The organism is Streptomyces sp. NPDC039424 (assembly GCF_055639495.1).
The window spans coordinates 135,465-161,361 of record NZ_JBVKAI010000018.1; the positions used below are offsets into that span (position 1 = coordinate 135,465).

General features: G+C 71.9%; 25 protein-coding genes. 15 read left to right on the plus strand and 10 right to left on the minus strand.

Annotated features, from left to right (window positions below; translation table 11 throughout):
- Positions 1-13 precede the first annotated feature (13 nt).
- Together ACZ7L0_RS33885 and purU are read left to right on the plus strand one after the other, a co-directional pair.
- Positions 14-514, plus strand: coding sequence for an SCO4402 family protein (locus tag ACZ7L0_RS33885; protein ID WP_471246367.1), 501 nt, complete (start codon positions 14-16; stop codon positions 512-514).
- 45 nt (positions 515-559) lie between these two features.
- The gene (gene purU, locus ACZ7L0_RS33890) at positions 560-1,444 is read left to right on the plus strand and encodes a formyltetrahydrofolate deformylase (RefSeq protein ID WP_471246368.1); all 885 of its coding nucleotides are present in this window, start codon (positions 560-562) and stop codon (positions 1,442-1,444) included.
- A gap of 20 nt (positions 1,445-1,464) precedes the next feature.
- Here purU and ACZ7L0_RS33895 read toward each other — a convergent pair whose 3' ends face one another.
- Complete coding sequence (locus ACZ7L0_RS33895; RefSeq protein WP_471246369.1) at positions 1,465-2,772, minus strand: maleylpyruvate isomerase N-terminal domain-containing protein; 1,308 nt, start codon at positions 2,770-2,772, stop codon at positions 1,465-1,467.
- A complete protein-coding gene (locus ACZ7L0_RS33900; protein ID WP_471246370.1) occupies positions 2,769-3,362 on the minus strand; it encodes a sigma-70 family RNA polymerase sigma factor in 594 nt (197 codons plus the stop codon). The genes ACZ7L0_RS33895 and ACZ7L0_RS33900 overlap by 4 nt, the downstream gene beginning before the upstream one ends.
- 368 nt (positions 3,363-3,730) lie before the next feature.
- On the opposite strand from ACZ7L0_RS33900, the gene ACZ7L0_RS33905 reads away from it, so the two are divergent.
- Complete coding sequence (locus ACZ7L0_RS33905) at positions 3,731-4,111, plus strand: STAS domain-containing protein (RefSeq protein ID WP_471246371.1); 381 nt, start codon at positions 3,731-3,733, stop codon at positions 4,109-4,111.
- Between the two features lie 129 nt (positions 4,112-4,240).
- Positions 4,241-4,753: an EF-hand domain-containing protein gene (locus tag ACZ7L0_RS33910; RefSeq protein WP_471246372.1), complete on the plus strand. Its 513-nt coding sequence runs from the start codon at positions 4,241-4,243 to the stop codon at positions 4,751-4,753.
- Here ACZ7L0_RS33910 and ACZ7L0_RS33915 read toward each other — a convergent pair.
- On the minus strand, positions 4,732-6,240 hold the full coding sequence (locus tag ACZ7L0_RS33915; RefSeq protein ID WP_471246373.1) for a class I adenylate-forming enzyme family protein: 1,509 nt from the start codon (positions 6,238-6,240) through the stop codon (positions 4,732-4,734). The two genes, ACZ7L0_RS33910 and ACZ7L0_RS33915, sit on opposite strands and share 22 nt — an antisense overlap.
- A 146-nt stretch (positions 6,241-6,386) precedes the next feature.
- Between ACZ7L0_RS33915 and ACZ7L0_RS33920 the strand changes: the two genes are divergently transcribed.
- From ACZ7L0_RS33920 to ACZ7L0_RS33935, 4 genes are all read left to right on the plus strand, one after another.
- Complete coding sequence (locus ACZ7L0_RS33920; protein ID WP_471246374.1) at positions 6,387-7,580, plus strand: amidohydrolase family protein; 1,194 nt, start codon at positions 6,387-6,389, stop codon at positions 7,578-7,580.
- The gene (locus tag ACZ7L0_RS33925; RefSeq protein WP_471246375.1) at positions 7,580-8,713 is read left to right on the plus strand and encodes an acyl-CoA dehydrogenase; all 1,134 of its coding nucleotides are present in this window, start codon (positions 7,580-7,582) and stop codon (positions 8,711-8,713) included. The genes ACZ7L0_RS33920 and ACZ7L0_RS33925 overlap by 1 nt, the downstream gene beginning before the upstream one ends.
- 8 nt (positions 8,714-8,721) lie before the next feature.
- Positions 8,722-9,585, plus strand: a complete 864-nt coding sequence (locus tag ACZ7L0_RS33930; RefSeq protein WP_471246376.1) for an acyl-CoA dehydrogenase family protein — start codon at positions 8,722-8,724, stop codon at positions 9,583-9,585.
- A gap of 472 nt (positions 9,586-10,057) precedes the next feature.
- A complete protein-coding gene (locus ACZ7L0_RS33935) occupies positions 10,058-10,522 on the plus strand; it encodes an ATP-binding protein (protein WP_471246411.1) in 465 nt (154 codons plus the stop codon).
- A 325-nt stretch (positions 10,523-10,847) separates the two neighbouring features.
- Here ACZ7L0_RS33935 and ACZ7L0_RS33940 read toward each other — a convergent pair whose 3' ends face one another.
- Positions 10,848-11,783: a cyclase family protein gene (locus ACZ7L0_RS33940; RefSeq protein ID WP_471246377.1), complete on the minus strand. Its 936-nt coding sequence runs from the start codon at positions 11,781-11,783 to the stop codon at positions 10,848-10,850.
- A gap of 86 nt (positions 11,784-11,869) precedes the next feature.
- On the opposite strand from ACZ7L0_RS33940, the gene ACZ7L0_RS33945 reads away from it, so the two are divergent.
- The 3 genes from ACZ7L0_RS33945 (at position 11,870) to ACZ7L0_RS33955 (ending at position 15,099) form a co-directional block, all read left to right on the plus strand.
- Complete coding sequence (locus ACZ7L0_RS33945; protein WP_471246378.1) at positions 11,870-12,784, plus strand: SDR family NAD(P)-dependent oxidoreductase; 915 nt, start codon at positions 11,870-11,872, stop codon at positions 12,782-12,784.
- Between the two features lie 109 nt (positions 12,785-12,893).
- A complete protein-coding gene (locus ACZ7L0_RS33950; RefSeq protein WP_471246379.1) occupies positions 12,894-14,036 on the plus strand; it encodes an acyl-CoA dehydrogenase family protein in 1,143 nt (380 codons plus the stop codon).
- A gap of 13 nt (positions 14,037-14,049) precedes the next feature.
- Positions 14,050-15,099, plus strand: coding sequence for a Zn-dependent alcohol dehydrogenase (locus ACZ7L0_RS33955; RefSeq protein WP_471246380.1), 1,050 nt, complete (start codon positions 14,050-14,052; stop codon positions 15,097-15,099).
- 7 nt (positions 15,100-15,106) lie between these two features.
- Here the strand turns inward: ACZ7L0_RS33955 and ACZ7L0_RS33960 are convergent, their stop codons facing one another.
- On the minus strand, positions 15,107-16,102 hold the full coding sequence (locus tag ACZ7L0_RS33960; protein WP_471246381.1) for a GlxA family transcriptional regulator: 996 nt from the start codon (positions 16,100-16,102) through the stop codon (positions 15,107-15,109).
- 71 nt (positions 16,103-16,173) lie between these two features.
- Here ACZ7L0_RS33960 and ACZ7L0_RS33965 point away from each other — a divergent pair, with 71 nt between their 5' ends.
- A complete protein-coding gene (locus tag ACZ7L0_RS33965) occupies positions 16,174-17,514 on the plus strand; it encodes an MFS transporter (protein ID WP_471246382.1) in 1,341 nt (446 codons plus the stop codon).
- Here ACZ7L0_RS33965 and ACZ7L0_RS33970 read toward each other — a convergent pair.
- From ACZ7L0_RS33970 to ACZ7L0_RS33980, 3 genes are all read right to left on the minus strand, one after another.
- Positions 17,511-18,119: a flavin reductase family protein gene (locus tag ACZ7L0_RS33970; RefSeq protein WP_471246383.1), complete on the minus strand. Its 609-nt coding sequence runs from the start codon at positions 18,117-18,119 to the stop codon at positions 17,511-17,513. The two genes, ACZ7L0_RS33965 and ACZ7L0_RS33970, sit on opposite strands and share 4 nt — an antisense overlap.
- 66 nt (positions 18,120-18,185) lie before the next feature.
- Positions 18,186-18,980, minus strand: a complete 795-nt coding sequence (locus tag ACZ7L0_RS33975) for an enoyl-CoA hydratase/isomerase family protein (RefSeq protein ID WP_471246384.1) — start codon at positions 18,978-18,980, stop codon at positions 18,186-18,188.
- Positions 18,971-21,199 (minus strand): acetate--CoA ligase family protein, encoded by a 2,229-nt coding sequence (locus ACZ7L0_RS33980; protein ID WP_471246385.1) that lies wholly within the window; start codon positions 21,197-21,199, stop codon positions 18,971-18,973. Before ACZ7L0_RS33980 ends, ACZ7L0_RS33975 begins: the two co-directional genes overlap by 10 nt.
- A 164-nt stretch (positions 21,200-21,363) precedes the next feature.
- On the opposite strand from ACZ7L0_RS33980, the gene ACZ7L0_RS33985 reads away from it, so the two are divergent.
- Positions 21,364-21,729: a cupin domain-containing protein gene (locus tag ACZ7L0_RS33985; RefSeq protein WP_471246386.1), complete on the plus strand. Its 366-nt coding sequence runs from the start codon at positions 21,364-21,366 to the stop codon at positions 21,727-21,729.
- 28 nt (positions 21,730-21,757) lie between these two features.
- Here the strand turns inward: ACZ7L0_RS33985 and ACZ7L0_RS33990 are convergent, their stop codons facing one another.
- Both ACZ7L0_RS33990 and ACZ7L0_RS33995 read right to left on the minus strand, forming a co-directional pair.
- Positions 21,758-22,945, minus strand: a complete 1,188-nt coding sequence (locus tag ACZ7L0_RS33990) for a flavin-containing monooxygenase (RefSeq protein WP_471246387.1) — start codon at positions 22,943-22,945, stop codon at positions 21,758-21,760.
- A gap of 299 nt (positions 22,946-23,244) precedes the next feature.
- A complete protein-coding gene (locus tag ACZ7L0_RS33995; protein ID WP_471246388.1) occupies positions 23,245-24,831 on the minus strand; it encodes a subtype B tannase in 1,587 nt (528 codons plus the stop codon).
- Between the two features lie 215 nt (positions 24,832-25,046).
- On the opposite strand from ACZ7L0_RS33995, the gene ACZ7L0_RS34000 reads away from it, so the two are divergent.
- Positions 25,047-25,496, plus strand: coding sequence for a DoxX family protein (locus ACZ7L0_RS34000; protein WP_471246389.1), 450 nt, complete (start codon positions 25,047-25,049; stop codon positions 25,494-25,496).
- Entirely contained in the window at positions 25,496-25,894 is a 399-nt protein-coding gene (locus ACZ7L0_RS34005) for a Zn-ribbon domain-containing OB-fold protein (RefSeq protein WP_471246390.1), read from the plus strand. The genes ACZ7L0_RS34000 and ACZ7L0_RS34005 overlap by 1 nt, the downstream gene beginning before the upstream one ends.
- Positions 25,895-25,897 lie beyond the last annotated feature (3 nt).

A 25,897-nucleotide genomic window follows, 5' to 3' on the forward strand; every position in this document is an offset into this window, starting at 1 on the left:
GAACGTACGATCGGTGACCGTGCAAGGTTCGGAGAACTCTTCCCGTCGCGGCCGTCGCTCCTCCACCATGGGCGGCATGCCCCTGAACGACATGCCGTGGTGGCGCTGGCGCAGCAATGTGCGCTCGGCGCTGCACATGCTCTCCGATCCGGTTTTCCAGCGGGATGTCTGGCTGGCGGGTGTCGACGGGTACGGCGACGTCACCGACGCCGTGTACCGGCTGGTCGAGGACACCTGGCTGGACAACTGGTCCGCCGAGAAGTACGTCGGCACGATCTTCCGGGACTCGCAGGAGGCGGCGCTGGTCGACACGGCCGTGCTGCGGGTGCTGCGGATCATGCACCAGGTGGGCCCCGACGCCCCGGTCTCCGCCTACGTCGACCACCACGCGTGGCCGGAGGCGGTACGGGCGGCACGGGACGCCCACGTACGCATGGCGGCGAGCGACGGCGAGGACCCGGACACATCCCCGCGGACGCTGGAGGTCCTGCGCATCATGACGCGGTCCGCGTAGCGGACGGCGCGCCGCGGCGGAGGGGGATATGGGACCCTGTCCTGCATGAACGAGCAGTCCAACCGAGCCGTGGCCGCGCCGGCCGACCAGTACGTCCTCACCCTCTCGTGCCCGGACAAGCAGGGCATCGTGCACGCCGTGTCGAGCTTTCTGTTCATGACCGGCTGCAACATCGAGGACAGCCAGCAGTTCGGCGACCACGACACGGGACTGTTCTTCATGCGGGTCCACTTCTCGGCGGAGGCGCCGGTGATGCTGGACAAGCTGCGCGCGAGCTTCGCGGCGATCGGTGACTCCTTCCACATGGACTGGCAGATCAACCGGGCCGACGAGAAGATGCGCATCGTGCTCATGGTCAGCAAGTTCGGGCACTGCCTGAACGACCTGCTCTTCCGTGCGCGGATCGGGGCCCTGCCGGTGGAGATCGCGGCGGTGGTGTCCAACCACACCGACTTCGAGGAACTGGTGGGGTCCTACAACGTCCCCTTCCATCACATCCCCGTGACCAAGGACACCAAGGCGCAGGCCGAGGCGCGGGTCCTGGAGATCGTGCGCGAGGAGAACGTCGAACTGGTCGTGCTGGCCCGCTACATGCAGGTGCTCTCCGACGACCTGTGCAAGAAGCTCAGCGGGCGGATCATCAACATCCACCACTCCTTCCTGCCGAGCTTCAAGGGCGCGAAGCCGTACCACCAGGCGCATGCGCGGGGTGTGAAGCTGATCGGGGCCACCGCGCACTATGTGACGGCCGACCTCGACGAGGGGCCGATCATCGAGCAGGAGGTCGAGCGGGTCGGCCACGACGCGACGCCGGATCAGCTGGTCGCCGTGGGGCGGGACGTGGAGTGCCAGGCGCTGGCGCGGGCCGTGAAGTGGCATGCGGAGCGCCGGATCCTGCTGAACGGCCGGCGGACGGTCGTCTTCGCGTAGCCCCCGCCGGTGCCGGAAACCTACATCCGGCTCAGCGACGCCGCCGCGAACAGTACGTCCCTGATGGCGTCGCGGTCGCCGAGTTGGCCCGCCGCCGCTTCCGCCGGAGACACATGGCCCGCGGCCAGACGGCAGAACTCGACGCCGTCGAGGGCGACGTGGGCCACCTCGTGGTCGGCGGAGCCCACGGCGGCGGGGGAGTCCAGGGGGATCAGCCACTCGCCGCCGCCCGAGCCCTCGATCTCCAGGCGGAGGCTGCGGCCCGGTGAGCCCGCCGGGACCAGGTGCCGGGTCGGGCCGGGGGAGGCCAGCCCCGAGCGGCGCCGGGCCGCGAGCACGGTGGGCAGCAGGCGGGCCGCCAGGTCGATCATGCTGTGCAGATGGGGCGCCGCGGGCGGCTCGTAGGGGTAGTCCACCGCCTCCGCGATGTCCTCCGCGTGCACCCAGCACTCGAAGGCCCGGTCCAGCATCGCGTGGTGCAGCGGCAGCGTGAAGTCGCCGTAGGACACCTCCAGCTGCCCGGCGCCGCCCCCGGTGAAGGACACGGTCCGCACCAGGTGGTGGCTCTGCTCCCGCCACGGTGCCCGCACGGCGCGGTTCGGCGGGAAGTGCGAGGCCCGCCAGTAGGCCTCCGTCCGTGCGGCGGGACCGGCGGCCTCCTCGCCCGGGGCACCCGCGTCGGCCAGCGGGTCGTCCAGGCCCAGCGCCACGGCCACCAGCCCGTCGACGGACAGCAGATGCGCGATCACCCCGGCGACGGTGGTGCGGCGGCTGGTCGCCGCGTCCCGCGCGAACCACCGCAGCCGCACCGGCGCGTGCCACTCCGCGTCCCCGAAGTCCTGCAGCAGCGCGTCCAGGCGCGCGGTCTCGGCGTCGTACGGCGCCGCCCACTCGGGTACCGGGATGCGCGGCGGACGCCGGTCGAGGCAGTTGCGCAGGACGCGGGTGCGCAGCCCCGGGTCCAGGTCCAGGCTCTCGGGCTGGTGCAGCAGACCCACCGCCTCGCGCAGCCGGAGCGCCTCGTCCGCGCAGTCGCCGCACTCGCCCAGGTGCACCTCGACGGCCGCCGTCTCCGCGGCCGAACAGGCGGCCAGCGCCCATGCCCCGAGCAGCGATTTCAGGACGTCGTGCGGCAGGTCCAGCGGTACGGGCGCGAGGTCGTCGAGGTCGGGCAGCGGCAGTCCGCTGTCCTCCACGGAGGCGCGGGGCAGGGGGATGCGCGGCGACGGGCCGGGGTCGGAGCCGTCCGGCTCCGGCGGGCGCGCGTCGCCGCCGCCGGTGCCCGTGCCGTCGTGCTCCGGGTGCTCGCCCTTCTCGAAGTCCGTCACACCGCACCTCCGTATCCGGGCGGTGCTCCGGGTGCCGCCGCGTCGTGGGCGGTGGACAGCAGTTGCAGGCCCAGGCGGAGCCGACGGCGGGCCTCGTCCTCGGTGACGCCCAGGTCGGCGGCGGTCTGGCGGTAGTCGCGGCGCTGGACGTAGGCGAGTTCGAGGGCGGCGCGCAGCGGGGCGGGCATGGAGTGGACGATGTAGTCGGCGCGGGCGGCGACCGAGGCGCGGCGCACCTTGCGCTCCAGCTCGGCCGTGCGGTCCTCCGGTGTACCGGTCCCGCCCTGGGTGAGCGCGGCGGTCTCGGTGGCGCGCAGCCGCTGCACGGCGAGCCGGTGGGTCAGCGCGGCGACCCAGGAGCGCAAGGGGCCCTGCCGGGGGTCGTAGGTGTCGGGGTGTTCCCAGACGTGGGCGAAGACCTCGCGGGTGATGCGGTCGGCGGCCCGTTCGTCTCCGAGGACGCGGTGGGCGAGGCCGTGCACGAGCGAGGCGAACCGGTCGTAGAGCTCGCCGAGGGCGGCCGCCTCTCCGTGGGCGAGCCGCTGCTGCATCCTGCGGTCCCAGCGGGGTGGTGTGTCCTTCTTCACCATCCGGCTCCCTCCCCCCTCTCCGTGCCGTGTCCAGCGTGGATCCGCCGTGTCATCGAATGTAGTCGGCACTTCGGACAACGCACGCCCCTTTGTCTCAATGCGCGCCCCCTGACGGCCCCCAAGTGGTAGTGGGCCTTCGCCGTACCTCACGGGACCTCCACTCGGAAACCACGGGGCGGGCACGCCATGACAATCTCCGATCGAACAGGATCGGAGGTGACCGAAACAAGTCCCTTGATGATCGCCTGTCGTTTGCCGTTCAGGGTTTCCGGGAACGGCCGCTGGGCAGCTGCGCGGAAAGAAGCGTAGGAACTGCTTCCGTTTCCAGGCGGTCCGGGCGGTTCCGGAAGATCCGGCGAGCGGAGGGCATGGCCGTGGCATTCAAGGTGACGGGCGTCGAACGGGGTGAGTGGGCCGTGCTCGGGGTGGTGGGCGAGCTGGACCTGATGACCTCGCCGGTGCTGCGCCAGCGGGTGCACGACATGGTGGCCGAGGGTCATCACAGCCTCGTCCTCGACCTCTCGGAGGTCTTCTTCTGCGACTCCAGCGGCGTCGGCGTGCTCATCGCGGCCCGCCGGCTGATCCGCTCCTGCCAGGGTCGGCTGCGGCTGATCCTCCCGGCCCGGGGCGCCGTCGACGGCTCGCACGTCAACCGGGTCCTCGGCGCGCTCGGTGTCCGGCGCCTGTTCGAGGTGTACGCCGATGTGGACAGCGCGGTGAGCGACGAGCCCGACCCGCTCAGCGCGTGACGTTTGTCGCGGAATTCCACCAGAATTTCCCCGGTCTTGGTACAGGCGCCGCTTTCCCGCCCCCGAACCGGTCGCGGCGTCGTACGCTCCGTGCGGACGTACCCCCACGTGTAAGGCGGCCCGAAAGACATGGTCAGCACCGAATACGAGCGCAGGATCGCCGCCCGGTTCGCCACCTTCGACCAGGACGGCAACGGCTACATCGACCGGCTGGACTTCAGCGGCGCGGCCAAGGCGCTGCTCGCCGAGTTCGGTGTGGCGGCCCGCTCCGACAAGGGACAGGCCCTCTACGCCGGTGCCGAGGCCTTCTGGCAGGGCATGGCGGGGATCGCGGACCGGGACGGCGACCAGCGCATCACCCGCGAGGAGTTCGTCACCGGAGCGGTCAAGCGGCTGCGCGACAACCCCGAGCGGTTCGCGGAGATCGCCCGCCCCTTCCTGCACGCCGCCCTGGACATCGTGGACACCGACGGGGACGACAGGGCCACCGTCACCGACACCGCACGCGTGCTGCGAGCCCTCGGCGTCCCGGACGACACCGCCCAGGCAGTGGCAGCCACCCTCGACACCGACGGCGACGGCAAGGTGGCCGAGGCGGACATCGTGCCCTCCTTCGCCCGTTACTTCACGGTCCCCGAGTAGCGTTCGCGGAGCCGGTACTTGAGTACCTTGCGCAGGGTCTCGCCCCGCGGAAGGGCGTCCACCACCTCCAGTCGTTCGGGCAGTTTGTGTACGGACAGTCCTTGGGCGCGCAGGTGGGAGGTGACGGCGGTCAGGGTCAGTCGCTCGGCGCCGGGGGGCTGCTCCACCACCGCGCAGACCAGCTCCCCGCGTTCGGCGTCCGGGAGTCCGATCACGGCCACGTCGCCCACCGCCGGGTGCCGGTGCAGCAGGTCCTCGATCTCCTTCGCCGAGATGTTCTCGCCCTTGCGGATGATCACGTCCTTGCGGCGCCCGGTGAGCACCAGGTGCCCGGAACCGGTCAGATGGCCGAGGTCGCCGGTGCGCAGGAACCCCTCCTCGTCGAAGGCCTCCGCCGTCTGCGCCGGATCGAGGTAGCCCTGGCACACGGCCTCCCCGCGCAGCCGGACCTCCCCGTCGACGATCCGTATCTCCATCTCCCGCGGCGGCCGTCCCTCCGTGGTCGCCAGGTTCTCGGCCGTGTCGTCGGGCGAGCCCATCGTGATCATCGGCACCTCGGTCATGCCGTATCCGTGGGTGAGCTGCACGCCCATCTCCCGGACCACGGCGTGGTAGACCTCCGGCGGCTTGGGCGCCCCGCCGCCCGCGAGCAGCCGTAGCGTGGGGATCACCTTCGCCCCCGGCCGCTTGCGCTGCTCGGCGAGGAACATGGAGTAGAACGCCGTCGACCCGCCGGCCACCGTCACCCCGTGCCTGCGGTAGCCCTCCAGCGCCTCCGGCAGCGCGAACTGCTCGAACATCACCGCGGGGAAGCCGTACAGCAGCAGCATCACCGTGTAGTCGGGCCCGGCGATGTGCGCGTACGGGAAGGCCATCGAGCCCACATCGTCCGCGGTGAGGTGCAGCGCGTGCGCGAGGCACGAGCCGCCCGCGATCAGCGAACGGTCGGTGTGCAGCACGCCCTTGGGGTGGGAGGTGGTGCCCGAGGTCCAGTAGATCCAGCGCACGGAGGTGCCCTCGGCGGGCGGGGCGGGGAGCACCCCGGGGTCGCCGTCGGGCAGGTCGCCGTACGCCTCGAAGACGCCCTTCGCGCCGAGCCGCCGGGCCATCTCCGTGTGGTCGTACCCCCGCCAGGTCCCCGGCACCGCGAAGAACTCCGCCCTGGACTCCCGCAGCGCGAAGCCGACCTCCCGGTCCCGGTAGAAGGGGATGACCGGCGACTGCACCGCGCCCAGCCGGGCCAGCGCGAAGGACAGCAGGGCCGTCTCGATCCGGGTGGGCAGCTGCCAGGCGACCACCGTGCCGGGACGTACGCCCATGCCGTACAGACCCGCCGCCACCCGCTCGGACCCCTCGCGCAGCTCGCCGAAGGTCAGGGCGCGGTCGTCCTGGAGCAGGACCGGCCGGTCGGGGGTGAGCTCGGCGCGGCGGGCGACCAGCTCCCAGAGGGTGCGGGAGGTGCTGAGCGCGTGTGCGGTGTCGTTCACGGCGGCCCCCAAATAACTGACGGACAGTCAGATCGTGCGGCAGAGCGTAGGGCGGTGCGCCTTGTCGGTCCAGGGGTGCGCCACTAGCCTGCTTGCCGAGGAGAATCTGACGATCCATCAGATAAGTCCGCCAGGCGGAGGGGACCATGACCGAACTGCCCCGCATCATCAGCGTCGACGACCATGTGATCGAACCCGCGCACCTCTTCGAGACCTGGCTGCCGGCGAAGTACCGGGACCGCGGCCCCAAGCCGCTCACCGCCGGCATCGGGGAACTCGCCTACGTCGGCGGCCGGTACCAGATCACGATGGACCCCGACGGCCCGCCGACCGACTGGTGGATCTACGAGGACCTGAAGTTCCCGTACAAGCGCAACATCGCCGCCGTCGGCTTCGACCGCGACGAGATGACCCTGGAGGGCATCACCCGGGAGCAGATGCGGCGCGGCTGCTGGGACCCGAAGGCCCGGCTGGCGGACATGGACCTCAACCACGTCGAGGGCAGCCTCTGCTTTCCCACCTTCCCGCGCTTTTGCGGACAGACCTTCGCCGAGGCGCACGACAAGGAGGTCGCGCTGGCCTGCGTACGGGCCTACAACGACTGGATGGTGCAGGAGTGGTGCGGGGACAGCGGCGGCCGGCTGATCCCGCTGTGCCTGATCCCGCTGTGGGACGTGGAACTGGCCGTCGAGGAGATCCGGCGCAACGCGGCCCGGGGCGTGCGGGCGGTGACCTTCTCCGAGATCCCCACCTACCTCGGGCTGCCCTCCATCCACTCCGGCTACTGGGACCCGTTCTTCGCGGTCTGCCAGGAGACCGGGACGGTCGTCAACATGCACATCGGCAGCAGCTCGCAGATGCCCGCCGCCTCCCCCGACGCGCCCCCGGCCGTGCAGGCCTCGCTGTCCTTCAACAACGCCATGGCCTCGATGATGGACTTCCTCTTCAGCGGGGTGCTGGTGAAATTCCCGGCGCTCAAACTCGCCTACTCCGAGGGCCAGATGGGCTGGATCCCGTACGCCCTGGAGCGCGCCGACGACGTCTGGGAGGAGCACCGGGCCTGGGGCGGGGTGCGCGACCTGATCCCGGAACCGCCGTCGACGTACTACTACCGGCAGATCTTCTGCTGCTTCTTCCGCGACAAGCACGGCGTCGCGTCCCTGGACGTGGTCGGCCGCGACAACGCCACCTTCGAGACCGACTACCCGCACGTCGACTCGACCTTCCCGCACACCAAGGAGGTCGCCCTCGACCACGTCAAGGGCCTCGACGACGAGACGGTCCACAAGCTGATGCGGGGCAACGCGATCCGCATGCTGGACCTGGACCTCGACCGCTGATGGACCTGACGTACACGCCCGAGGAGGAGGATTTCCGGGCCCGGCTCAGGGACTGGCTGGGCAAGGTGCTGCCCACGCTGCCCCCGAAGCCCTCCCCGGACGACTGGCCGGGACGCCGCGCCTACGACCTCGGCTGGCAGCGGACGCTGTACGACGCCGGGTACGCCGACGTCCACTGGGACGCCTCCCCGACCCTGCGGCTGATCTTCCTGGAGGAGACCGAGAAGGCGGGCGCCCCCTACGTGGGCGCCAACTTCGTGGGGCTGCTGCACGCGGGGCCGACGATCGCCGCCGAGGGCACGGCCGCACAGCGGGCGCGCTGGCTGCCGCCGATCCTGCGCGGGGACGAGGTGTGGTGCCAGGGGTTCAGCGAACCGGACGCCGGGTCCGACCTCGCCTCGCTGCGCACACGCGCCCGGCGCGACGGCGACGACTACGTGGTGAGCGGGTCCAAGATCTGGACCTCGCACGCCGAAGTCGCCGACTGGTGCGAGCTGTTGGTGCGCACGGACCCCGGGGCGCCCAAGCACCGGGGCATCACCTGGCTCGCGCTGCCCATGGACGCCCCGGGCGTGACCGTACGGCCGCTCAGGACACTCGCGGGGTCGGCGGAGTTCGCCGAGGTGTTCCTCGACGAGGTGCGGGTGCCGGTGGCCAACCGGGTCGGGGACGAGAACGACGGCTGGCGCGTGACCATGGTGACGCTGTCCTTCGAGCGCGGCACGGCGTTCGTCGGCGAGGTCGTCGCCTGCCGCCGGGTCCTGGGGGAGCTGGCCCGCGAGGCCCGGCGCGGTGGCCGGTGGGACGATCCGGTGGTGCGGCGGCGGCTCGGGCGGCTGAACGCCGAGTTCCGCGCGCTGTGGCGGCTGACGCAGTGGAACGTCAGCGAGGCCGAGTCGAGCGGCGCAGTGCCCGGCGTCGGGGGTTCGGTCTTCAAGCTGAGGTACTCGCACGCGCGGCAGGAGCTGTACGACACCGCCGCCGACGTCCTCGGCCCGGACTGCCTCGACCTCGACCGGCCCTGGGTCCTCGACCGGCTCTCCTCCCTCTCGTACACCATCGCGGCCGGCACCTCGCAGATCCAGCGCACCATCGTGGGCGAGCGGATCCTCGGCCTGCCGAAAGGGCGGTGAGCCGGCGTATGCGCTTCCGGCTGACGGACGACCAGCGGGCCCTGCGGGACGGGGTACGGCAACTGCTGGCCCGGCGCTTCGACGGCGAGGCGCTGCGGGCGGCGGTCACGGCCCCCGGCCTCGACCGGGCGCTGTGGCGGGAACTGGGCGAGGCCGGGTTCTTCGCGCTGCGGCTGCCGGAGGCGGACGGGGGGGTCGGACTCGGGTTGCCCGAGGCGGTGTTGGCCTTCGAGGAGGCGGGGCGGGCACTGCTGCCGGGCCCGCTGGTGGCCACCCACCTCGCGGCCGGGACCGTACCGGGGGCGGCCACTGGGGAGGCGGTGGTGACCGCCGTGGACAGCGGTCTGGTGGAGTGGCTGGCCGAGGCCGACACCGTGCTCGGGGGCGCCTCCGGGGCCCTGCCCCTGCGGTCGGTGGACCCGCTGACGCCGCTGCACCGGGTCCGCGCGGTCCGCGCGCCGGATCCCGTCGCCGTGCTCCTCACCGCCGCCGAACAACTGGGCACGGCCGCGCGCGTGTGCGAGCTGGCGGTGCAACACGCCCGGGCGCGAGAGCAGTTCGGGCAGCCCGTCGGGGCTTTCCAGGCGATCAAGCACCTGTGTGCCGAGATGCTGGTCCGGGTCGAGACCGCCCGGGCCGCCGTCTACGCGGCGGCCGTCACCGGCGACCCGGTGGACATCGCGGCCGGCCGGCTGCTCGCCGACGAGGCGGCCGTGCGCGGCGCCCGCGACTGCCTCCAGGTGCACGGCGGAATGGGCTTCACCTGGGAGGCAGAGGTCCACCTGCATCTGAAGCGAACGTGGGTGCGAGCCCAACGCGCCGGTGGAGTGACGGAGAGTGAGGAGTTGCTCGCCGTCGACCTCCTCGCCTGAACCGCCCGGAGGGCGCCTGCGCTGGGAGGTCGGCGCACCGCCCGCCGGGGATGTCGCGGATCGTGGCGCGCCGTGATCACGGAGCGTGGGTGCCGCATGGTGTCCCGCGGCTCACTCGTCACCCCTCGGAGTCGGTGAACGCTCCGGTACCTTGTGTGAGATGCGAGTGGTCCAGAGCCCGAGCCACGCCGGTGAGGCCCCCGAGTCGGCCTCGCAACCGGCTTGTTCGACTCCCCGTGATGACCGTCGCACAGTATGCCGTACACGTACTCCTTCGCGCTGGAATATGCCTGAAGCGCTTGTTGAGGTGACTGTACGTCAACCATGCTGTCTTTCAAGGGAATCACGTTCCGTGACCCCTGCTCTGGCCGTTGTTCTGGCCATGCAGAAAATGGCTACGATCGTGGCCCCCGCATGGCGTGGGGTCATGTGTCCGCCGGTTCGGATGGTGTGAGCGGTGCAGGTGCTTCAAGTGCAGTTGGAGATCCGGCCCGACCCCGCGGAGGTGGGGCGCGCCAGGAGGTGGGCCCGCTCGCGGCTCGCCGGTTCCGGGATGGCGGACGACGAGTCGCTCGCCGAGACCCTGATTCTGCTCGTCTCAGAGCTGGTCACCAATGCCGTGGTGCACACCGGGAGTCCGGCCGTGCTGCGGCTCTCCCTGCCCGGCGTGGCGGCCGAGTCGGCCACCGTGCGCCTGGAGGTGGCCGACACCAGCACCCGCGCCCCGGTGCCCCGGTGCGCGGACGACGACGCGACCGGCGGCCGGGGGCTGGCCCTCGTCGACGGTCTCGCCGACCGCTGGGGCTGGAGCGCCGAGGGCGCGGGCAAGCGCATCTGGTGCGAACTGGACCGCTGCACGCAGGCCCGGCAGAGCGCGGCGAGGGCGTACGGGGCCCATGTGACCACGTTCGAGGGGCTGGCGTTCGAGGCGGTGTAGCCCCGGAGCACGGGCGCAGGGAAGACCGCCGGGACATGGCGACCGCGGATCGGTGCGCCGGGATGTGCACCCGTGCGCGTCCGCCGCGAATCGGGCGTAAGCAACAAATCCCCGTAAGGGTGTTGACGCCTCGTGTTCATTTGATCACTCTGGTGTTCAACGATTCGCCGCGAGGGGACGGCGAGGGTCCGTGGGGGACGGAGCCCTTGGCGAGTGCGGGTCGAAGTCGGATGGCGGCGTGCGGGACCGTGCTCGGGGCGGGTGCCGGCGCGCCGCCAGCCGGACACCACCGGACGGTGCGGGGCGTCGTCGGATGCCGTCGACGTCACAGGATCGCCACCGGCGCCACCGGAGTACCGGTCGCGCCCACGAACGGCTCGGGCATCGCGGAGAGCAGGAACGCGTACCGCCGCTCTTCTCCACAGGCTGTGGACAACTCTTCGAGATTCCAGTTCTGCCCCTGGAGCATCCCCATCTCCACCAGGTCCAGGGCGTGCACGGGCAGCCACAGATCCTCTATCTCGGGCGGAAATATCTCAAAGGTCATGGTGTCGTTGGCGACCGCGGCGACATCACGCGCGTGGAACCACTCCGGCGTGCGCACCGACAGACCCGGGGACGGATAGGCGTACGCGTGCTTGTCGCCCGCCAGATACACCTGGACCTGCCCGGTCCGTACGAGCACGATGTCCCCCGCCCGCACCCGCGTACCCGCGAGCTCCTCGGCGGCCTCCAGGTCCTCCGGGGTGACCGCGTGTCCGCCCTCCAGGCGGTCCACGCCCCGCGCGCGTGCCACGTCCAGCAGCACCCCGCGCGAGACGATGTGCCGGGCCTTGTCGATCCCGCTGAACTCGGCGCCGCCGTGGGCGGTGACGGTGCCGGCCGGGCGGCCGTTGTAGAGCTTCCCCGAGTGCGAGACATGGGTCAGCGCGTCCCAGTGGGTCCCCGCCTGCAGCCCCATCGTCACGGCGTCGTCGCTGCACGCGACCGTCCCGGGCCCGAACAGCTCCTGGTTGACCTGCACCATGGCGTGCAGCGGATTGACCCGGCCCGGGATCATCCCGGTCTGCACGCCGTCCTGCTGGAGCGGCAGCGCGAGGGGGACGCGGCGCCCGGTGCGGACGGTGGCCGCCGCCTCGCGCACCACCTCGCCGGTGATCAGGTTCAGGGTGCCGATCTCGTCGTCGGCCCCCCAGCGTCCCCAGTTGTTCACGCGTCCCGCGATGTCGTGGAACTCGGGATGGAGTGCGGCCAGTGACATCTCGGTCCTCCCCGGGGCTTGTCTCCGTGCGTCCGACGCGCCATAAAATCTAACGGTCCGTCAGAAACCGCGGGAAGGGGCCGGGCGTGGGGAACTTCTTGGCAGGCAAGACCGTTGCCGTGACCGGCGCCGGGCGGGGCATCGGCCGGGCGGTCGCGCTCGCGGCGGCGGCCGAGGGGGCGAAGGTCGTCGTCAACGACTACGGGGTCGCCACCGACGGCACCTCACCCACCAGCGAGGTCGCCGAGGCCGTGGTCAAGGAGATCGAGGCGGCGGACGGCGAGGCGGTCGCGGTCGCCGACGACATCTCCACCATGGCGGGCGGACAGCGGGTGGTCGACACCGCCCTGTCGGCGTACGGGCGCCTCGACGGGGTCGTCTGTGTGGCCGGGATCCTGCGCGAGCGGATGCTGTTCAACATGGCCGAGGAGGAGTGGGACCCGGTCGTCGCCACCCACCTCAAGGGCACGTTCACCGTCTTCCGGGCCGCCTCCGCGGTCATGCGGGGGCAGAAGTCCGGCACGCTCATCGGCTTCACCAGCGGCAACCACCAGGGCTCCGTCTCGCAGGCCAACTACAGCGCCGCGAAGGGCGGCGTCATCTCGCTCGTCCGCAGCGCCGCCCTCGGCCTGCACAAGTACGGGGTGACCGCCAACGCGGTGGCGCCGGTCGCCCGTACCCGGATGTCCGCGGGCGTGCCGATGGAGCTTACGGAGATCGGGGAGCCGGAGGACGTGGCGGCGCTGGTCGTCTACCTGCTGTCGGAGCGGGCGCGGGAGCAGCGGATCACCGGGCAGGTGTACACGATCGCGGGGCCGAAGATCGCGGTGTGGGCGCAGCCGCAGGAGCTGCGCTCGGCTTATACGGACGGTCACTGGACGCCGGAGCGGCTTGCTGAATTTCTGCCGGGGTCGGTGGGGGTGGATCCGATGCCGATGCTGTCCCGGCTGGAGGGGATGGAGAGGGCGGCTCGGGAGGGGGCTCGGCCGAACGCCCAATAGCTCGGGGGGATGCGTGGTCTGGCGGCTGCGGATTCGTTGTGGCTGGTCGCGCAGTTCCCCGCGCCCCTGAGGTAGGTGGCTCGCGACCGGCATCTGAAGGAGACCCCCCGTGGATTATGGATTCACCGCCGAAGACGAGGCGTTCCGGGTGGAAGCGAGGGACTGGCTCGCCCGGCATGCCGATCGCGGCCAGGATCGCCGGTCCTGGGAACGCGCCCTCGGTGCGGCCGGCTGGATCGGGCTCGGCTGGGGCGAGTCGGGATACGGCAACCGGGCCGCGACTCTCACTCAGCAGGTGGCCTGGGCGGAGGAGTACGCACGGTCCGCGGCGCCCCCGCGGTCGGGGCATATCGGTGAGAACCTTCTCGCGCCGACGCTGATCGCGCATGGCACCGGGGAGCAGAAGGCCCGGTTCCTGCCGCCCGTGGCGGCCGGTGAGGAACTCTGGTGTCAGGGCTACAGCGAACCGGGCGCCGGTTCGGATCTGGCGGGCGTGCGCACCTCGGCGGTGCGGGAGGGGGCGTCGTACCGGATCACGGGCCAGAAGATCTGGACCTCGCTCGCCCACGAGGCCGACTGGTGCTTCGTGCTCGCGCGCACCGATCCCGGCTCCCGCCGTCACCACGGCCTGAGCTTCCTGCTGGTGCCCATGGACCAGCCGGGACGGATCGAGGTGCGTCCCATCCGGCAGATGACGGGCACGAGCGACTTCAACGAGGTGTTCTTCGACGGGGCACGCGCGCGCGTGGAGCACGTCGTGGGGGGTGAGGGGAACGGCTGGCGGGTGGCGATGAGCCTTCTCGGCTTCGAGCGGGGAGTGTCGACGCTCGCGCAGCAGATCGGGTTCGCCGAGGAGTTGGGGCGGGTGGTGCGGACGGCGCTCGACACGGGTGCCGCCGATGATCCCGTCGTACGCGACCGTCTGGTGGGCCAGTGGGCGGAGTTGCGCGTGATGCGCTGGAACGCCCTGCGCACACTGGGCGGTTCGGGAGACCCGGGCGCCCCGAGCGTGGCCAAGCTGCTGTGGGCGGGCTGGCACCAGCGGCTCGGGGAGCTGGCGATGCTGGTGCGCGGGGCGGCGGCGAGCGCGGGCCCGGCGGACTGGTCGCCGGCGGCGCCGTACGAACTGGACGCGCTGCAGCACCTGTTCCTGTTCTCCCGGGCCGACACCGTCTACGGCGGCTCGGACCAGGTGCAGCGCACGATCATCGCCGAGCGCGTGCTCGGCCTGCCGAGGGAACCGAAGGGCTGAGGGGGCTGGAGCCATGCGCGGTGTGGTGTTCGACGGCAAACGGGTACGGGTCGTGGACGATCTGGACGTACGGGATCCGGGGCCCGGCGAGGTGCGGGTGGCGATCTCGGCGGCCGGGCTGTGCCACAGCGACCTGTCGGTGGTAGACGGGACCATACCCTTCCCCGTTCCCGTGGTGCTGGGCCATGAGGGGGCCGGGGTGGTGGAGGCGGTCGGCGCGGGTGTCGCCCATGTCTCGCCCGGCGACCACGTGGCCCTGTCCACGCTCGCCAACTGCGGCACCTGCGCGGAGTGCGACCGGGGCCGCCCGACCATGTGCCGGAAGGCGATCGGGCGGCCGGGGCGGCCGTTCCTCCGGGGCGGCGACGCGCTCTACCAGTTCGCCTCCAACTCCGCCTTCGCCGAGCGCACGGTGGTGAAGGCCGTGCAGGCGGTCCGCATCCCGAAGGACATCCCGCTGCCGTCCGCCGCGCTGATCGGCTGCGGGGTGCTGACCGGGGTGGGGGCGGCGCTCAACCGGGCCCGGGTGGGGCGCGGGGACAGCGTGCTGGTGATCGGCACCGGCGGGATCGGGCTGAACGTCCTCCAGGGCGCGCGGCTCGCGGGCGCCCTCAGGATCGTGGCGGTGGACGCCAACCCGGAGAAGGAGGCGGTGGCCCGGCGGTTCGGCGCGACCGACTTCCTGACCTCGACGGAGGGCGTCAAGGACCTGCTGCCCACCGGCGTCGACCACGCCTTCGAATGCGTCGGCCGGGTCGAGCTGATCCGCCAGGCCATCGACCTGCTCGACCGGGAGGGGCGGGCGATCCTCCTCGGCGTGCCCCCGGCCACGGCGGAGGCGTCCTTCCTGGTCTCCTCGATGTACCTGGACAAGTCCATCCTCGGCTGCCGCTACGGCTCCTCCCGCCCCCAGCACGACATCGCGCTCTACGCCGAGCTGTACCGCCAGGGCCGCCTGCTCCTGGACGAGCTGGTGACCGCCACCTACCCCGTGGAGGACTTCGAGAAGGCACGGGCCGACGCGGAGGCGGGGCGGGTGGCGCGGGCGGTGCTCACCTTCTGAGCGCGGCTCATGTGCCGGCCCTCGCCCGGAACGTCCGCCGGTACGCGGTCGGCGTCACGCCCAGCGCCGCCTGGAGGTGCTGCCGCATCGACTGGGCGGTGCCGAAGCCCGCGTCCCGGGCCACCTGGTCGACGGACAGGCCGGTGGACTCCAGCAGATGCCGGGCCCGCTCCACCCGCTGCTGGGTGAGCCACTGGCCGGGGCTGACGCCGACCTCCTCACGGAAGCGGCGGGTGAAGGTCCGTACCGACATGGACTCCTGCTCGGCCATGTCCCGCAGCTGGATCGGCTCGTGCAGCCGGCCCAGCGCCCAGGCGCGGGCGCCCGTCGTGGTGGCCTGCTGGGGGTCGGGCACCGGCCGCTCGATGTACTGCGCCTGCCCGCCGTCGCGGTGCGGCGGTACGACCGTACGGCGGGCCACCTCGTTGGCGACGGCCGTGCCGTGGTCGCGGCGCACCATGTGCAGGCACAGGTCGATGCCGGCGGCGACGCCCGCCGAGGTGAGGATGTCGCCGTCGTCGATGAACAGCACGTCCGCGTCCACCTGGATATGGGGGAAGAGGCGCTGGAAGCGGTCGGCGTCGGCCCAGTGCGTGGTGGCGGGGCGGCCGTCGAGGAGGCCCGCGGCGGCCAGGACGTAGACGCCGGTGCAGATGGAGGCGAGCCGGGTGCCGGGGCGGACATGGGCGAGCGCGGCGGCCAGCTCCTCGGTCAGCACGCCCTCCTCGAACAGCGGGCCCAGCTCGTAGAGGGCCGGGACGAGCACCGTGTCGGCGGTGGCCAGCGCCTCCGGGCCGTGCGCGACGTGGATGGCGAAGTCGGCGTCGGTGTCGACCGGCCCGGGCGGCCGGACCGAGCAGGTCACGACCTCGTACAGATGCCGCCCCCGGGCGTCCTTGGGGCGGCCGAAGATGCGGTGCGGGATGCCCAGCTCGAAGGGGAGCAGGCCGTCCAGGGCGAGGACGACGACGCGGTGGGGGCGGAACTCCTCGACACGGGGCATGGCCCGATCCTAGCGAACGCTGTCCTTCGGGCCACTCGATGGGCGCGGCCCCGCGGCGGAGGCTTTATGGCGTGACCCAGACAACCGAGGCCACGGCCACCGCAGAGGAAACCCGGTCCGCCGACAAGCCCAGCCCGCGGCGGCGCCGCACCATGTCGGCGCACCGGGCATGGTTCGTCGCCGCCGTCACTTTCGTCACGATCATCGGCGCGGCGGCCTTCCGCTCGCTGCCCGGTCTGCTCATCGACCCGCTCCACCAGGAGTTCGGCTGGTCGCGCGGCACGATCGGCGCGGCCGTCTCCGTCAACCTCGCGCTGTACGGGCTCACCGCGCCGTTCGCCGCCGCGCTGATGGACCGCTTCGGCATTCGCCGGGTGGTGGCCGTCGCGCTGACCGTGATCGCGCTCGGCTCGGGCCTGACGGTGTGGATGACGGCGGCCTGGCAACTGCTGCTGTGCTGGGGTCTGCTGGTCGGTCTCGGCACCGGCGCCATGGCGCTGGCCTTCGCCGCGACGGTCACCAACCGCTGGTTCACCGAACGCCGCGGCCTGGTCAGTGGCATCCTCACCGCCGCCTCCGCCTCCGGCCAGCTGATCTTCCTGCCGCTGCTGTCCTGGATCATCGAGACCCATGACTGGCGCCCGGCCGCCGTCACGGTGTCGCTCGCTTCCCTCGCCGTCGTCCCCTTCGTCTGGCTGCTGCTGCGCGACCACCCGGCCGACGTGGGCCAGAAGCCCTACGGCGCCACGGAGTTCGTACCGAAGCCGCCCCCGGTCACCGGTGCCGCCCGCCGCACGCTCACGGTCCTCGCCTCCGCCGTGCGCACCGGCCCCTTCTGGCTGCTCGCCGGCACCTTCGCGATCTGCGGCGCCTCCACCAACGGCCTGGTCCAGACCCACTTCGTGCCCGCCGCCCACGACCACGGCATGCCGGTCACGGCGGCGGCCTCGCTGCTCGCGGTCATCGGCGTCTTCGACGTGGTCGGCACGGTGGCCTCCGGCTGGTTCACCGACCGCTTCGACGCGCGCCGGCTGCTCGCCGTGTACTACGCGCTGCGGGGGGTCTCCCTGCTGTTCCTGCCGGTGCTGCTGGCGCCGAGCGTGCACCCGCCGATGCTGTTCTTCATCGTCTTCTACGGCCTCGACTGGGTCGCCACCGTCCCGCCCACCCTCGCCCTGTGCCGGGAGCAGTACGGCGAGGACAGCGCCATCGTCTTCGGCTGGGTGCTGGCCTCCCACCAGGTCGGCGCGGCCCTCGTCGCCTACCTCGGCGGCGTCGCCCGGGACGTCTTCGACTCCTACGACGTCGTCTGGTACGCCTCCGGCGCCCTCTGCGCGGCGGCGGCCCTGATGGCGCTGGTGATCCGGCGGCGGCCGGCCTCCCCGGTCCGGGACGCCGTGGCGGTCACCTAGGGCCTGTCCTGAAGGAACCGGCCCTTGTGGAAGAGGAGGGGCGCCGCGTCCTGGTCGCCCGTCCCCAGCGCGTCCACCCGCCCCACCACGATCAGATGGTCGCCGCCGGTGTGCACCGCGTGGATCGTGCAGTCGATCCACGCGAGCGCGCCGTCGAGGCGCGGGGAGCCGGAGGCGGGGGCCGCGTCGTACGCCACGTCCGCGAACTTGTCCGCGCCGCGCACCGCGAAGGCGCGGCACAGCTCGTCCTGGCCGGCGCTCAGCACGTTGACGCAGAAGACGCCCGCGCGGGCGATGCGCGGCCACGTCGTCGACGTACGGCCAACCATGAAGGCGACGAGGGGCGGATCGAGGGAGAGGGAGGAGAAGGACTGGCAGGCGAACCCGGCGGGGGAGTGCTCGGCGCCGGCGGCGGGTGCCGTGACCACGGTCACGCCGGTCGCGAAGTTCCCCAGGACGCGCCGGAACTCGCCCTGGTCGACCGGCGCCCGCTCGTCCTCCCGCACACACCGCAGTTCGGGGCGCGGCAGCGGGTCGACCCGAGGGGGCCGCTGTTCCGACCTGAGGTAGCGGACGGCGGCTGCCGCCATCCCTGCGTGTCCCATCACACCTCCATTGAAGCTGACGGTACGTCAGATGGGAAGGCTTCTCACCGCCCCCCCCCCCCGAACTCACCGCCCCTCGAACCCGGCACTCCTGCGCTCCACGAAGGCGGCCACCCCCTCCCGCGCGTCCTGAGTCGTCATGTTGATCTCCTGCGCGGCGGCCTCGGCGGCGAAGGCGGACGTGCGGTCGGTGTCGAGGGAGGCGTTCACCAACTGCTTGGTCAGGGCCAGCGCCCGGGTGGGCCCGGCGGCCAGCCGGGCCGCCCACTCGCGGGCCGTCTTGTCCAGCTCCCCGTCCGGCACCACCCGGTTGACCAGCCCGAGCCGCTCGGCGTCCGCCGCGTCCACCGCGTCCCCGAAGAACATCAGCTCCTTGGCGCGCTGCGGCCCGACCAGCCGGGGGAGGAGATAGGCACCGCCCCCGTCCGGTACGAGCCCGCGCCGCACGAAGACCTCGATGAACCGGGCGGACTCCGCGGCGAGTACGAGATCGCAGGCGAACGCGAGATGGGCGCCGAGCCCGGCGGCCGTACCGTTGACGGCGGCGATCACCGGCTTCTCGCAGTCCAGCACCGCCGCGATCAGCCGCTGGGCACCGAGGCGCAGGGTGCGCGCCACGTCACCGGGGATCCGCTCACCCGTACCCGACCCGCCCCGCAGATCCGCGCCCGCGCAGAAACCGCGCCCCGTGCCGGTGAGCACGACGGCGCGTACGTCCGGGTCCGCGGAGGCGGACGACAGCAGCTCGATGACGCGGTCCCGCTGGTCGGGGGTGAGGGCGTTGAGGGCTTCGGGGCGGTTGAGGACGATGCGCGAGACGTGGTCGCACGTCACATGCTCCACCGCGGCCGTCACCGGCACACCGCCAACGCGTCCAGCGCCACCGCGCCCTGCCCCCTCGGCAGTACCACCAGCGGGTTGATGTCCAGCTCCGCCAGCTCGTCCCCGAGCTCCAGCGCCATGCGCTGCACCCGCAGGACGACCTCGACCAGCGCGTCCAGATCGGCCGGCGGCCGGCCCCTGACCCCGTCCAACAGGGCCCGTCCGCGCAGTTCGGCGAGCATGTCCCGGGCCTGGTCCTCACCGAAGGGCGGCACGCGTACGGCGGCGTCGCGCAGCACCTCGACCAGCACCCCGCCGAGCCCGACGGTCACGGTCGGCCCGAACAGCTCGTCGTGGGTGACACCGACGACCATCTCCACGCCCCGCTCGACCATCTGGCACACCAGGACACCGTCCAGTGAGACGCCCTCGTAGCGGGCGATGTCGGTCAGTTCGCGGTAGGCGTCCCGGACCTGGCTGGCCGAGGTCAGGCCGATCTTCACAAGTCCGAGCTCTGTCTTGTGGGCGATCTGGCCGCCGGACGCCTTCATCACCACCGGGTAGCCGACCTGGCCCGCCGCGCGTACGGCCGCCGCCGCGCTGGTCACCAGCTGCTCGCGCGGTACCCGGATCCCGTAGGCGCGCAGCAGCTGCTTGGCGGCGTGCTCGCTCAGCTGCTGCCCGGGCCGCATCAGCATGCGGGCCTTGCGGAAGGAGGGGGAGGGGGTGAGGGGCGCCTCGTCGAAGGGGGAGCGGTAGGCGCGTACGAAGCGGTGGTGGTCGAGGTAGGCGCGGACGGCGGTGAGGCAGTTGCCGACGGTACGGAAGGTGGCCACCCGGGAGGATCCGAGCAGCACCTCCCGGTACGCGGGCTCGGTACCGACCGGCGACCCCCACACCACGCACACCAGCTTGTCGGTGCTCTCCGCCGCGTCCACCAGATCCCGCACCAGCTTGTCGCTCAGGGGCGGGAAGGGGCCGGTGATCGGACAGACCAGCACGCCCACCTCGGGGTCGGCCAGGATCGCGTCGATGATCTTCCGGCCGCGCCGGTCACCGACCGGGTGGCCGCCGTTGTCGACCGGGTTGGCCACGCTCAGGTACTCGGGTATCCACTGGTGCAGCTCGGTCTGCCGGGCCTCCGAGAGGGTGGGCAGCCGCAGGCCCGCACCGGCGGCCAGGTCGGCGACGTGCGCGCCCGTGCCGCCCGAGATGGAGTAGACGACGACGCCGTCGGCGCGCGGCGGTTTCGCCCGCGCCAGCAGGGCCGCGGTGTCCTGGAGTTCGTCGAGCCCGTCGACCCGGATCACGCCGTACTGCCGCATGGCCGCGTCCACGACCTCGTCGGCGCCGGTCAGCTTGCCGGTGTGCGAGGCGGCCGTACGGGCCCCGGCCTCGGTGCGCCCCACCTTCACGGCGACGACCGGCACCTTGCGGCGGGCGGCCCGGTCGGCGGCGAGCAGGAAGGAGCGGCCGTCCTTGAGTCCCTCGACGTAGGCGGCGATGGCGCCGACCTCCGGCCGCTCGGCGAAGTAGGAGATGAAGTCGGCGGTCTCCAGGTCGGCCTCGTTGCCGGTGGGCGCCCAGTGGGAGAGCCGGATGCCGAGTTCCTGGAGGGCGAAGACGGGCCGCCCCTGGTGCCCGGACTGGGTGATGAGGGCGATGGCCGGGCCGTCCAGGTCGTCCCGGAAGCGCTCGAAGGCGTTGAGGTTGGTGTTCGGCCCGAGCAGCCTGAGCCCGGCCCGCCGGACGGCCGCCGCGAGCCGGGCCTGGGCGCGGGCGCCCTCCTCACCGGTCTCCGCGAACCCGGAGGCGAACGCCACGGCGAATTTGACCTTGGCCTCGGCGAGTTCCCCGATCACCGGCAACGGGTCGGCGACCAGCAGCACGGCGAGGTCGACCTGCTCGGGCAGGTCGGCGACGGACGGTACGCAGGGGATGCCGAAGACGGCCGCCCGGGTGGGATGCACCGGGTGCACCCGCGCCCCCACCCGCTCGGCCCAGGAGAGCAGCTGTCCGGTGATGCCGGTGTTCGGCCTCCCCTCCGCGTCCGAGGCGCCGATCACGGCGACGGACTCCGGCCGGAAGAACCGGTCCAGATCGGGTACGTCCTTGTGCAGCGGACGCCCGCTGACATCGAGCTCGTCCACGTCGGCCGCCCGGCCGTGGACGGCGGGCCCGGGCCGTGGCTCACCGCAGGCGATGACCCGGGCCCGGCGGGAGTCGGTGGTGAGAGTGCCGTGGGTTGATCCAAGCATCGGTCCGCCCGCTCCTGTGTGACAGCCATTAAACTGACGCTCTGTCAGGTTACTGAACTGACGAAGCGTCAGGAAATGGTCGTGCACGCCCTATTCCCGGACGGCGCGTGCGCTGCGGGAACGGCGCCGCCGAGGGAGCGTTTGTGACGCGGTACGTTCAGGTGATGGACGATGTTGTGTACGTGGGCAACGCGGGCAAGGACGCGGCGCTGGACCGAGGCTGGCTGCTCGGGCACTTCAAGGACGCCGACGATCCGCGCCACAGCGGGGCTCTGGAGATCAAATGGGGTGTCCACCCGCGCGGCGACGAGAGGGCGCGGTGGGTGGAGGGGGAGGAGCGGACGGCCTTCCTGGTGCTCATCAGCGGCCGCTTCCGTGTCGAACTCCCCGGCCGCAGCGTGGTCCTGGAGCAGCAGGGCGACTACGTCCTGTGGGGTCGCGGAGTCGACCACTCCTGGTTCGCCGAGGAGGACTCGGTGGTGCTGACCGTTCGATGGCCGTCCGTGCCCGGTTACGCGGTGGCGCGGTAGCGTTCCGGGCGCAACGGCTCGCGGGCGCTCAGCCCGGCAGCCCCGACAGCTGCCCCGCCCCTTGCTTCGCCACCGCCTTGGCGATCTTCTGCGCGTCGATCGCGAGCTCGCGGAACATGCCGCTGATGGGGTTGGTGAAACCGGTGAAGTACAGGCCGGGGGCGTTCTTCGGGGTGCGGGGGCCGTTAACGACCGGTCTGCCGCGGCCGTCGAGCACGTCGAGGTGGCCGACCAGGCCCTCCAGCGCGCGGACGTACCCGGTGGCGGCGATCACGGTGTCGGGCGAGAGGCGCGTGCCGTCGGCGAGGACCACCTTGCCGTCCTCGAAACCGTCGACGGCGGCCACGATCTCCACCTTCCCCTTGCGCACGGCGTCGATCAGACCGACGTCCTGCACCGGGATCGACCCCTCCCGGACCCTGCTGTACAGCCCGGTGTCCGGGCGGGGGAGTCCATGGGCCGACAGGTCGGGCACGCTCAGTTTGCCCACCGGTCCCGCGAGCCGGTCCACGAGGGCGACGGGCAGCCGCCGTACCAGCACGCCCGTGTACTGCGCGGCCCACCCGGCGGTCGACCGGCGCAGGATGTGCGGCGCGGTCCGCACCGACAGCCGTACCCGCGAGGCGCCCCCCTCCGCCAGGTCCACGGCGATCTCGGCACCGGTGTTGCCGATACCGACGACCAGCACGTCCCGCCCGGCGTAGGGCTCGGCGTTGCGGTACTCGCCCGCGTGCAGGAACTCGCCGCCGTACGTCTCCAGGCCCGGCCAGTCGGGCACCCGCGGGGTGTGGTTGTAGCCGGTGGCCACCACCACCGCGCCACCGGTCAGCTCCCGCCCGCCGGAGGCGTGCAGCAGCCAGCCCGTGCCGTCGGCCAGGCGCTCGATCCGGGAGACCTCCACACCGGTGACGATCTCCAGCTCGTGGTGCTCGGCGTACTTCTCCAGGTAGCGCACCACGTTGTCCCGGGACACCCACCGCCCGAACCGGCGCGGCATCGGCAGCCCGGGCAGCGCCGACAGGCGGCGCGTGGTGTGCAGGTGCAGCCGGTCGTAGTGGCGGCGCCAGGACGCTCCGACGCGGTCGGACTTCTCCAGCACGACGGCCCGTATGCCCCGGGCGCGCAGCGCGTACGCGGCGGCCAGGCCACCGGGCCCGGCGCCTATGACGTAGACGGGGCGGTCGGCGGGGGTCGGGGACACGGGAGAGTCGGCCATGAGCGCGAGCGTAATCACGCACCGGGTTGATGGGTCTCGGTCAAGACCGGAATTGGTTGCGGATTGATCACGGCTGTGGGAGGAGTGGGGGGAACCGGTGTCGTAGACGGTCCGGTCGTGAGCGAAGTGATCGGGAACGTGCACGAGGTGATCGGAAGCGGAAGGCCCGCGACGCCGGGCCCCGGTGCGCGGGAGCCCGGCGTCGCGGGTGGGCGGTGTCCGGGACAGACGGGAAACGGACACCGCGGCTGGGGGGATCCTCCGGCCCGGGAACGGGCGAAGAGCGGGCGGGGATCGGGCTACTTCTTCTTTGTCTTGTGGCCGGTCACCTTGGCGATCCACTTGATGAAGTCGCCCGGGTCGGTGTTGGCGCCGTGGCCCTGGTCCCAGTAGTAGAGGTGGTTGACGTCGTCGCCCAGGCCGGCCGCCGCGGCGGCGATGTTGGCGGAGACCGTCAGCGAGGTGTCGGAGTCCTTGGTGCCGAGGCGGATCCACCAGTGCCTGGTGCGCCCGGGGTTGGCCTTCCCGGTGAGGAAGGGCATCGGGTTCATCAGCCGCAGCAGCTCGGAGATGTCGCTGTCGAGCCGCTTGGCGGTGAGGCCGGTGGTGTCGTTCTTCAGGCTGTACGCCGTGAAGTGGCGGGTCCCGGTGGTGCCCTTGCCGAACTCGTTGTTCTCGCCCGTCGACAGGTCGAAGGCGTCGAAGGCAGGGGTGGTCTTCTTGCGGGCGCCGACGTAGGTGAGGAAGTCCGCCCAGGAGAAGGTGGCCTTGCCGTTCTTCCAGGTGATGAAGGTGTTGGCGGCGAGGTAGGTCTCGCGCGCGGAGTCCGAGAGGCCGGTGAGGTACCGGGTGGCCGACGGCTCCAGGTACTGCCTGACCAGGTACGCGTCGTAGTTGCGCGCGGTCAGCGGACCGAAGCCGCCCAGGCCCTTCAGCTTCAGGGCGGCCTGGTACTCGGCGAACTGCGACTGGAGTTCCTTGGAGACGGTCTGGTCGACGGCCTTGCCGGTGGACTGGACGGCGTTGGTGCCCCAGTTCCACTCGTAGGCGCCGTCGGCGTGCTCAAGGTCGGTGATCGGGCACCAGGCGCCGGTCGCGAAGATCGCGTCGGAGGCGTCGGCGGCGCCGATCTCCTTGAGGTACCTGTCGTAGAGGGGGCTGTCGCCAGAGGCGCCCAGGAGGGAGGAGAGGGCACCGCCCGCACTGGTGCCCGCGGAGACGATCCGGTCGACGTTGCCGGGGATGCGGCCCTTGTTGAACTTCACGTACCGCACCGCCGCCTTGAGGTCGACGATCGCGGCCGGGGCCACGCCGTAGTACTCGCCGTCGGAGTCCTTGAGGGTACGGCCGCGGGCGCCCGGCTCGACGACGACGTACCCGGCGGCCAGGGCCAGGAGCTGGTTGCTCGCCAGGGCGCCACCGGTGGCGTTGGTGTTGCCGTTGGCGCCCGGGGCCGATGCCGAGGCGCTCGGCGCGGCGCTGCCGGAGGGCGGGCCTCCCGGCAGGCCGCCGCCCATGCCGCCGCCGATCCCGGTCGCGTCCGCCACCGTGGACGGCATGTACCCGCCAACGGAGTTCGCGAGCAGGATCGGCGCGTCGCTCGCGTCGATCACCTCGCCGTCGATCTCCACCGGCACGCTGACGTTCAGGCTCTGGTACTTCTCGTCCACCGGCTTGGCGACGTAGGTGATCGCCTTCCAGAAGTGGTACTTCACCTCGTGTTCGGTGCCGTCCGTGTCCGTGACCGTGGCCGTCAGCACCGTGTAGCCGTCCGGATCGAAGACCAGCGGGTCCGAGGCGGACGAGGCCGACGAGTCGCTCGACGCCTGCGCGTTCAGGGCGATGCCGCCGACCGCCGCGACACCGGCGGTGGCGCCGATGCCCATGACTACCGTCCTGCGCTTGACTGCCCTGTGCTTCACCTTGCTGCCTCTCGTCCTTCGGGGCCTTGGCCTTGCGCTTGCGAACGTAGTTGTGCGTGAACAAAATCGTCAACAATTTGCCGGGGATTCAAGGGGGACCCACAGCTTCACGGCGGGCGCACAGGATTTTCCGAACCGCCTCTCGGCTTACCCGTGGATCTGACGTACCGTCAGATGTCATGGACTCGATCTGGCTCAGTGGCGCCGAGTGGGTGGCCGTACTGCGCATCGGGCTCGGCCTGTGGTGGCTGGAGAGCTGGCGGCACAAGGACAAGAAGGCCTGGTTCGAGCGCGGCACCGGCATCGCCTGGGCGGCGGACGTCGCGGCGAAACACCGCTGGAACGCCGTCCGCTCCGGCTTCGACACCGTGGTCAAGCCGCGCCCGCGGACGATGGCGTACGTCGTGGTGTACGCGGAGCTGGCCCTGGGCCTGGGCCTGGTGGCCGGCTTCCTCACGCCGGTCGCGCTGGTCGGCGGCCTGCTCCTGAACCTCCTCTACCTCACCCTCATGATCCACGACTGGGCCGAGCAGGGGCAGAACTCGATGATGGCCCTGATCTCGCTGGTCGCGCTGTTCGCCATGTCCTGGCAGGTGTGGTCCGTCGACCACGTGCTGGGGTGGCTTTGATGAACGCGGCCCGGTTCGACGTCCCCGAGCCCGACGCCTTCACCCGGCCCTACTGGGACGCGGCGACGGAAGGCCGCCTCCTCCTGCGCCGCTGCGATGCGTGCGGCCGGGCGCACCACTACCCCCGCGAGTTCTGCCCCCACTGCTGGAGCGAAGACGTCACCTGGACCCACGCCACCGGCCGTGCCACCCTCTACACCTGGTCCGTCGTCCACCGCAACGACCTCCCGCCCTTCGACACCCGCACCCCGTACGTCGCCGCCGTGGTCGACCTCGCGGAGGGCCCCCGGATGATGACCGAACTGGTGGAGTGCCCGGCGGGGGAGCTCCGCGCGGGGATGGCGGTCGAGGTGGTGTTCCGGGCGGGGGTGCCGGTGTTCCGGCCGGTGGTGGAGTGACCA

Coding starts and splice junctions, on each gene's coding strand:
- purU (WP_471246368.1), top strand. CDS start 560: ATGAACGAGCAGTCCAACCGAGCCGTGGCCGCGCCGGCCGACCAGTAC.
- ACZ7L0_RS33900 (WP_471246370.1), bottom strand. CDS start 3,362: ATGGTGAAGAAGGACACACCACCCCGCTGGGACCGCAGGATGCAGCAG.
- ACZ7L0_RS33905 (WP_471246371.1), top strand. CDS start 3,731: ATGGCCGTGGCATTCAAGGTGACGGGCGTCGAACGGGGTGAGTGGGCC.
- ACZ7L0_RS33910 (WP_471246372.1), top strand. CDS start 4,241: ATGGTCAGCACCGAATACGAGCGCAGGATCGCCGCCCGGTTCGCCACC.
- ACZ7L0_RS33920 (WP_471246374.1), top strand. CDS start 6,387: ATGACCGAACTGCCCCGCATCATCAGCGTCGACGACCATGTGATCGAA.
- ACZ7L0_RS33925 (WP_471246375.1), top strand. CDS start 7,580: ATGGACCTGACGTACACGCCCGAGGAGGAGGATTTCCGGGCCCGGCTC.
- ACZ7L0_RS33930 (WP_471246376.1), top strand. CDS start 8,722: ATGCGCTTCCGGCTGACGGACGACCAGCGGGCCCTGCGGGACGGGGTA.
- ACZ7L0_RS33940 (WP_471246377.1), bottom strand. CDS start 11,783: ATGTCACTGGCCGCACTCCATCCCGAGTTCCACGACATCGCGGGACGC.
- ACZ7L0_RS33955 (WP_471246380.1), top strand. CDS start 14,050: ATGCGCGGTGTGGTGTTCGACGGCAAACGGGTACGGGTCGTGGACGAT.
- ACZ7L0_RS33960 (WP_471246381.1), bottom strand. CDS start 16,102: ATGCCCCGTGTCGAGGAGTTCCGCCCCCACCGCGTCGTCGTCCTCGCC.
- ACZ7L0_RS33970 (WP_471246383.1), bottom strand. CDS start 18,119: ATGGGACACGCAGGGATGGCGGCAGCCGCCGTCCGCTACCTCAGGTCG.
- ACZ7L0_RS33980 (WP_471246385.1), bottom strand. CDS start 21,199: ATGCTTGGATCAACCCACGGCACTCTCACCACCGACTCCCGCCGGGCC.
- ACZ7L0_RS33985 (WP_471246386.1), top strand. CDS start 21,364: ATGGACGATGTTGTGTACGTGGGCAACGCGGGCAAGGACGCGGCGCTG.
- ACZ7L0_RS33990 (WP_471246387.1), bottom strand. CDS start 22,945: ATGGCCGACTCTCCCGTGTCCCCGACCCCCGCCGACCGCCCCGTCTAC.
- ACZ7L0_RS33995 (WP_471246388.1), bottom strand. CDS start 24,831: ATGGGCATCGGCGCCACCGCCGGTGTCGCGGCGGTCGGCGGCATCGCC.
- ACZ7L0_RS34000 (WP_471246389.1), top strand. CDS start 25,047: ATGGACTCGATCTGGCTCAGTGGCGCCGAGTGGGTGGCCGTACTGCGC.
- ACZ7L0_RS34005 (WP_471246390.1), top strand. CDS start 25,496: ATGAACGCGGCCCGGTTCGACGTCCCCGAGCCCGACGCCTTCACCCGG.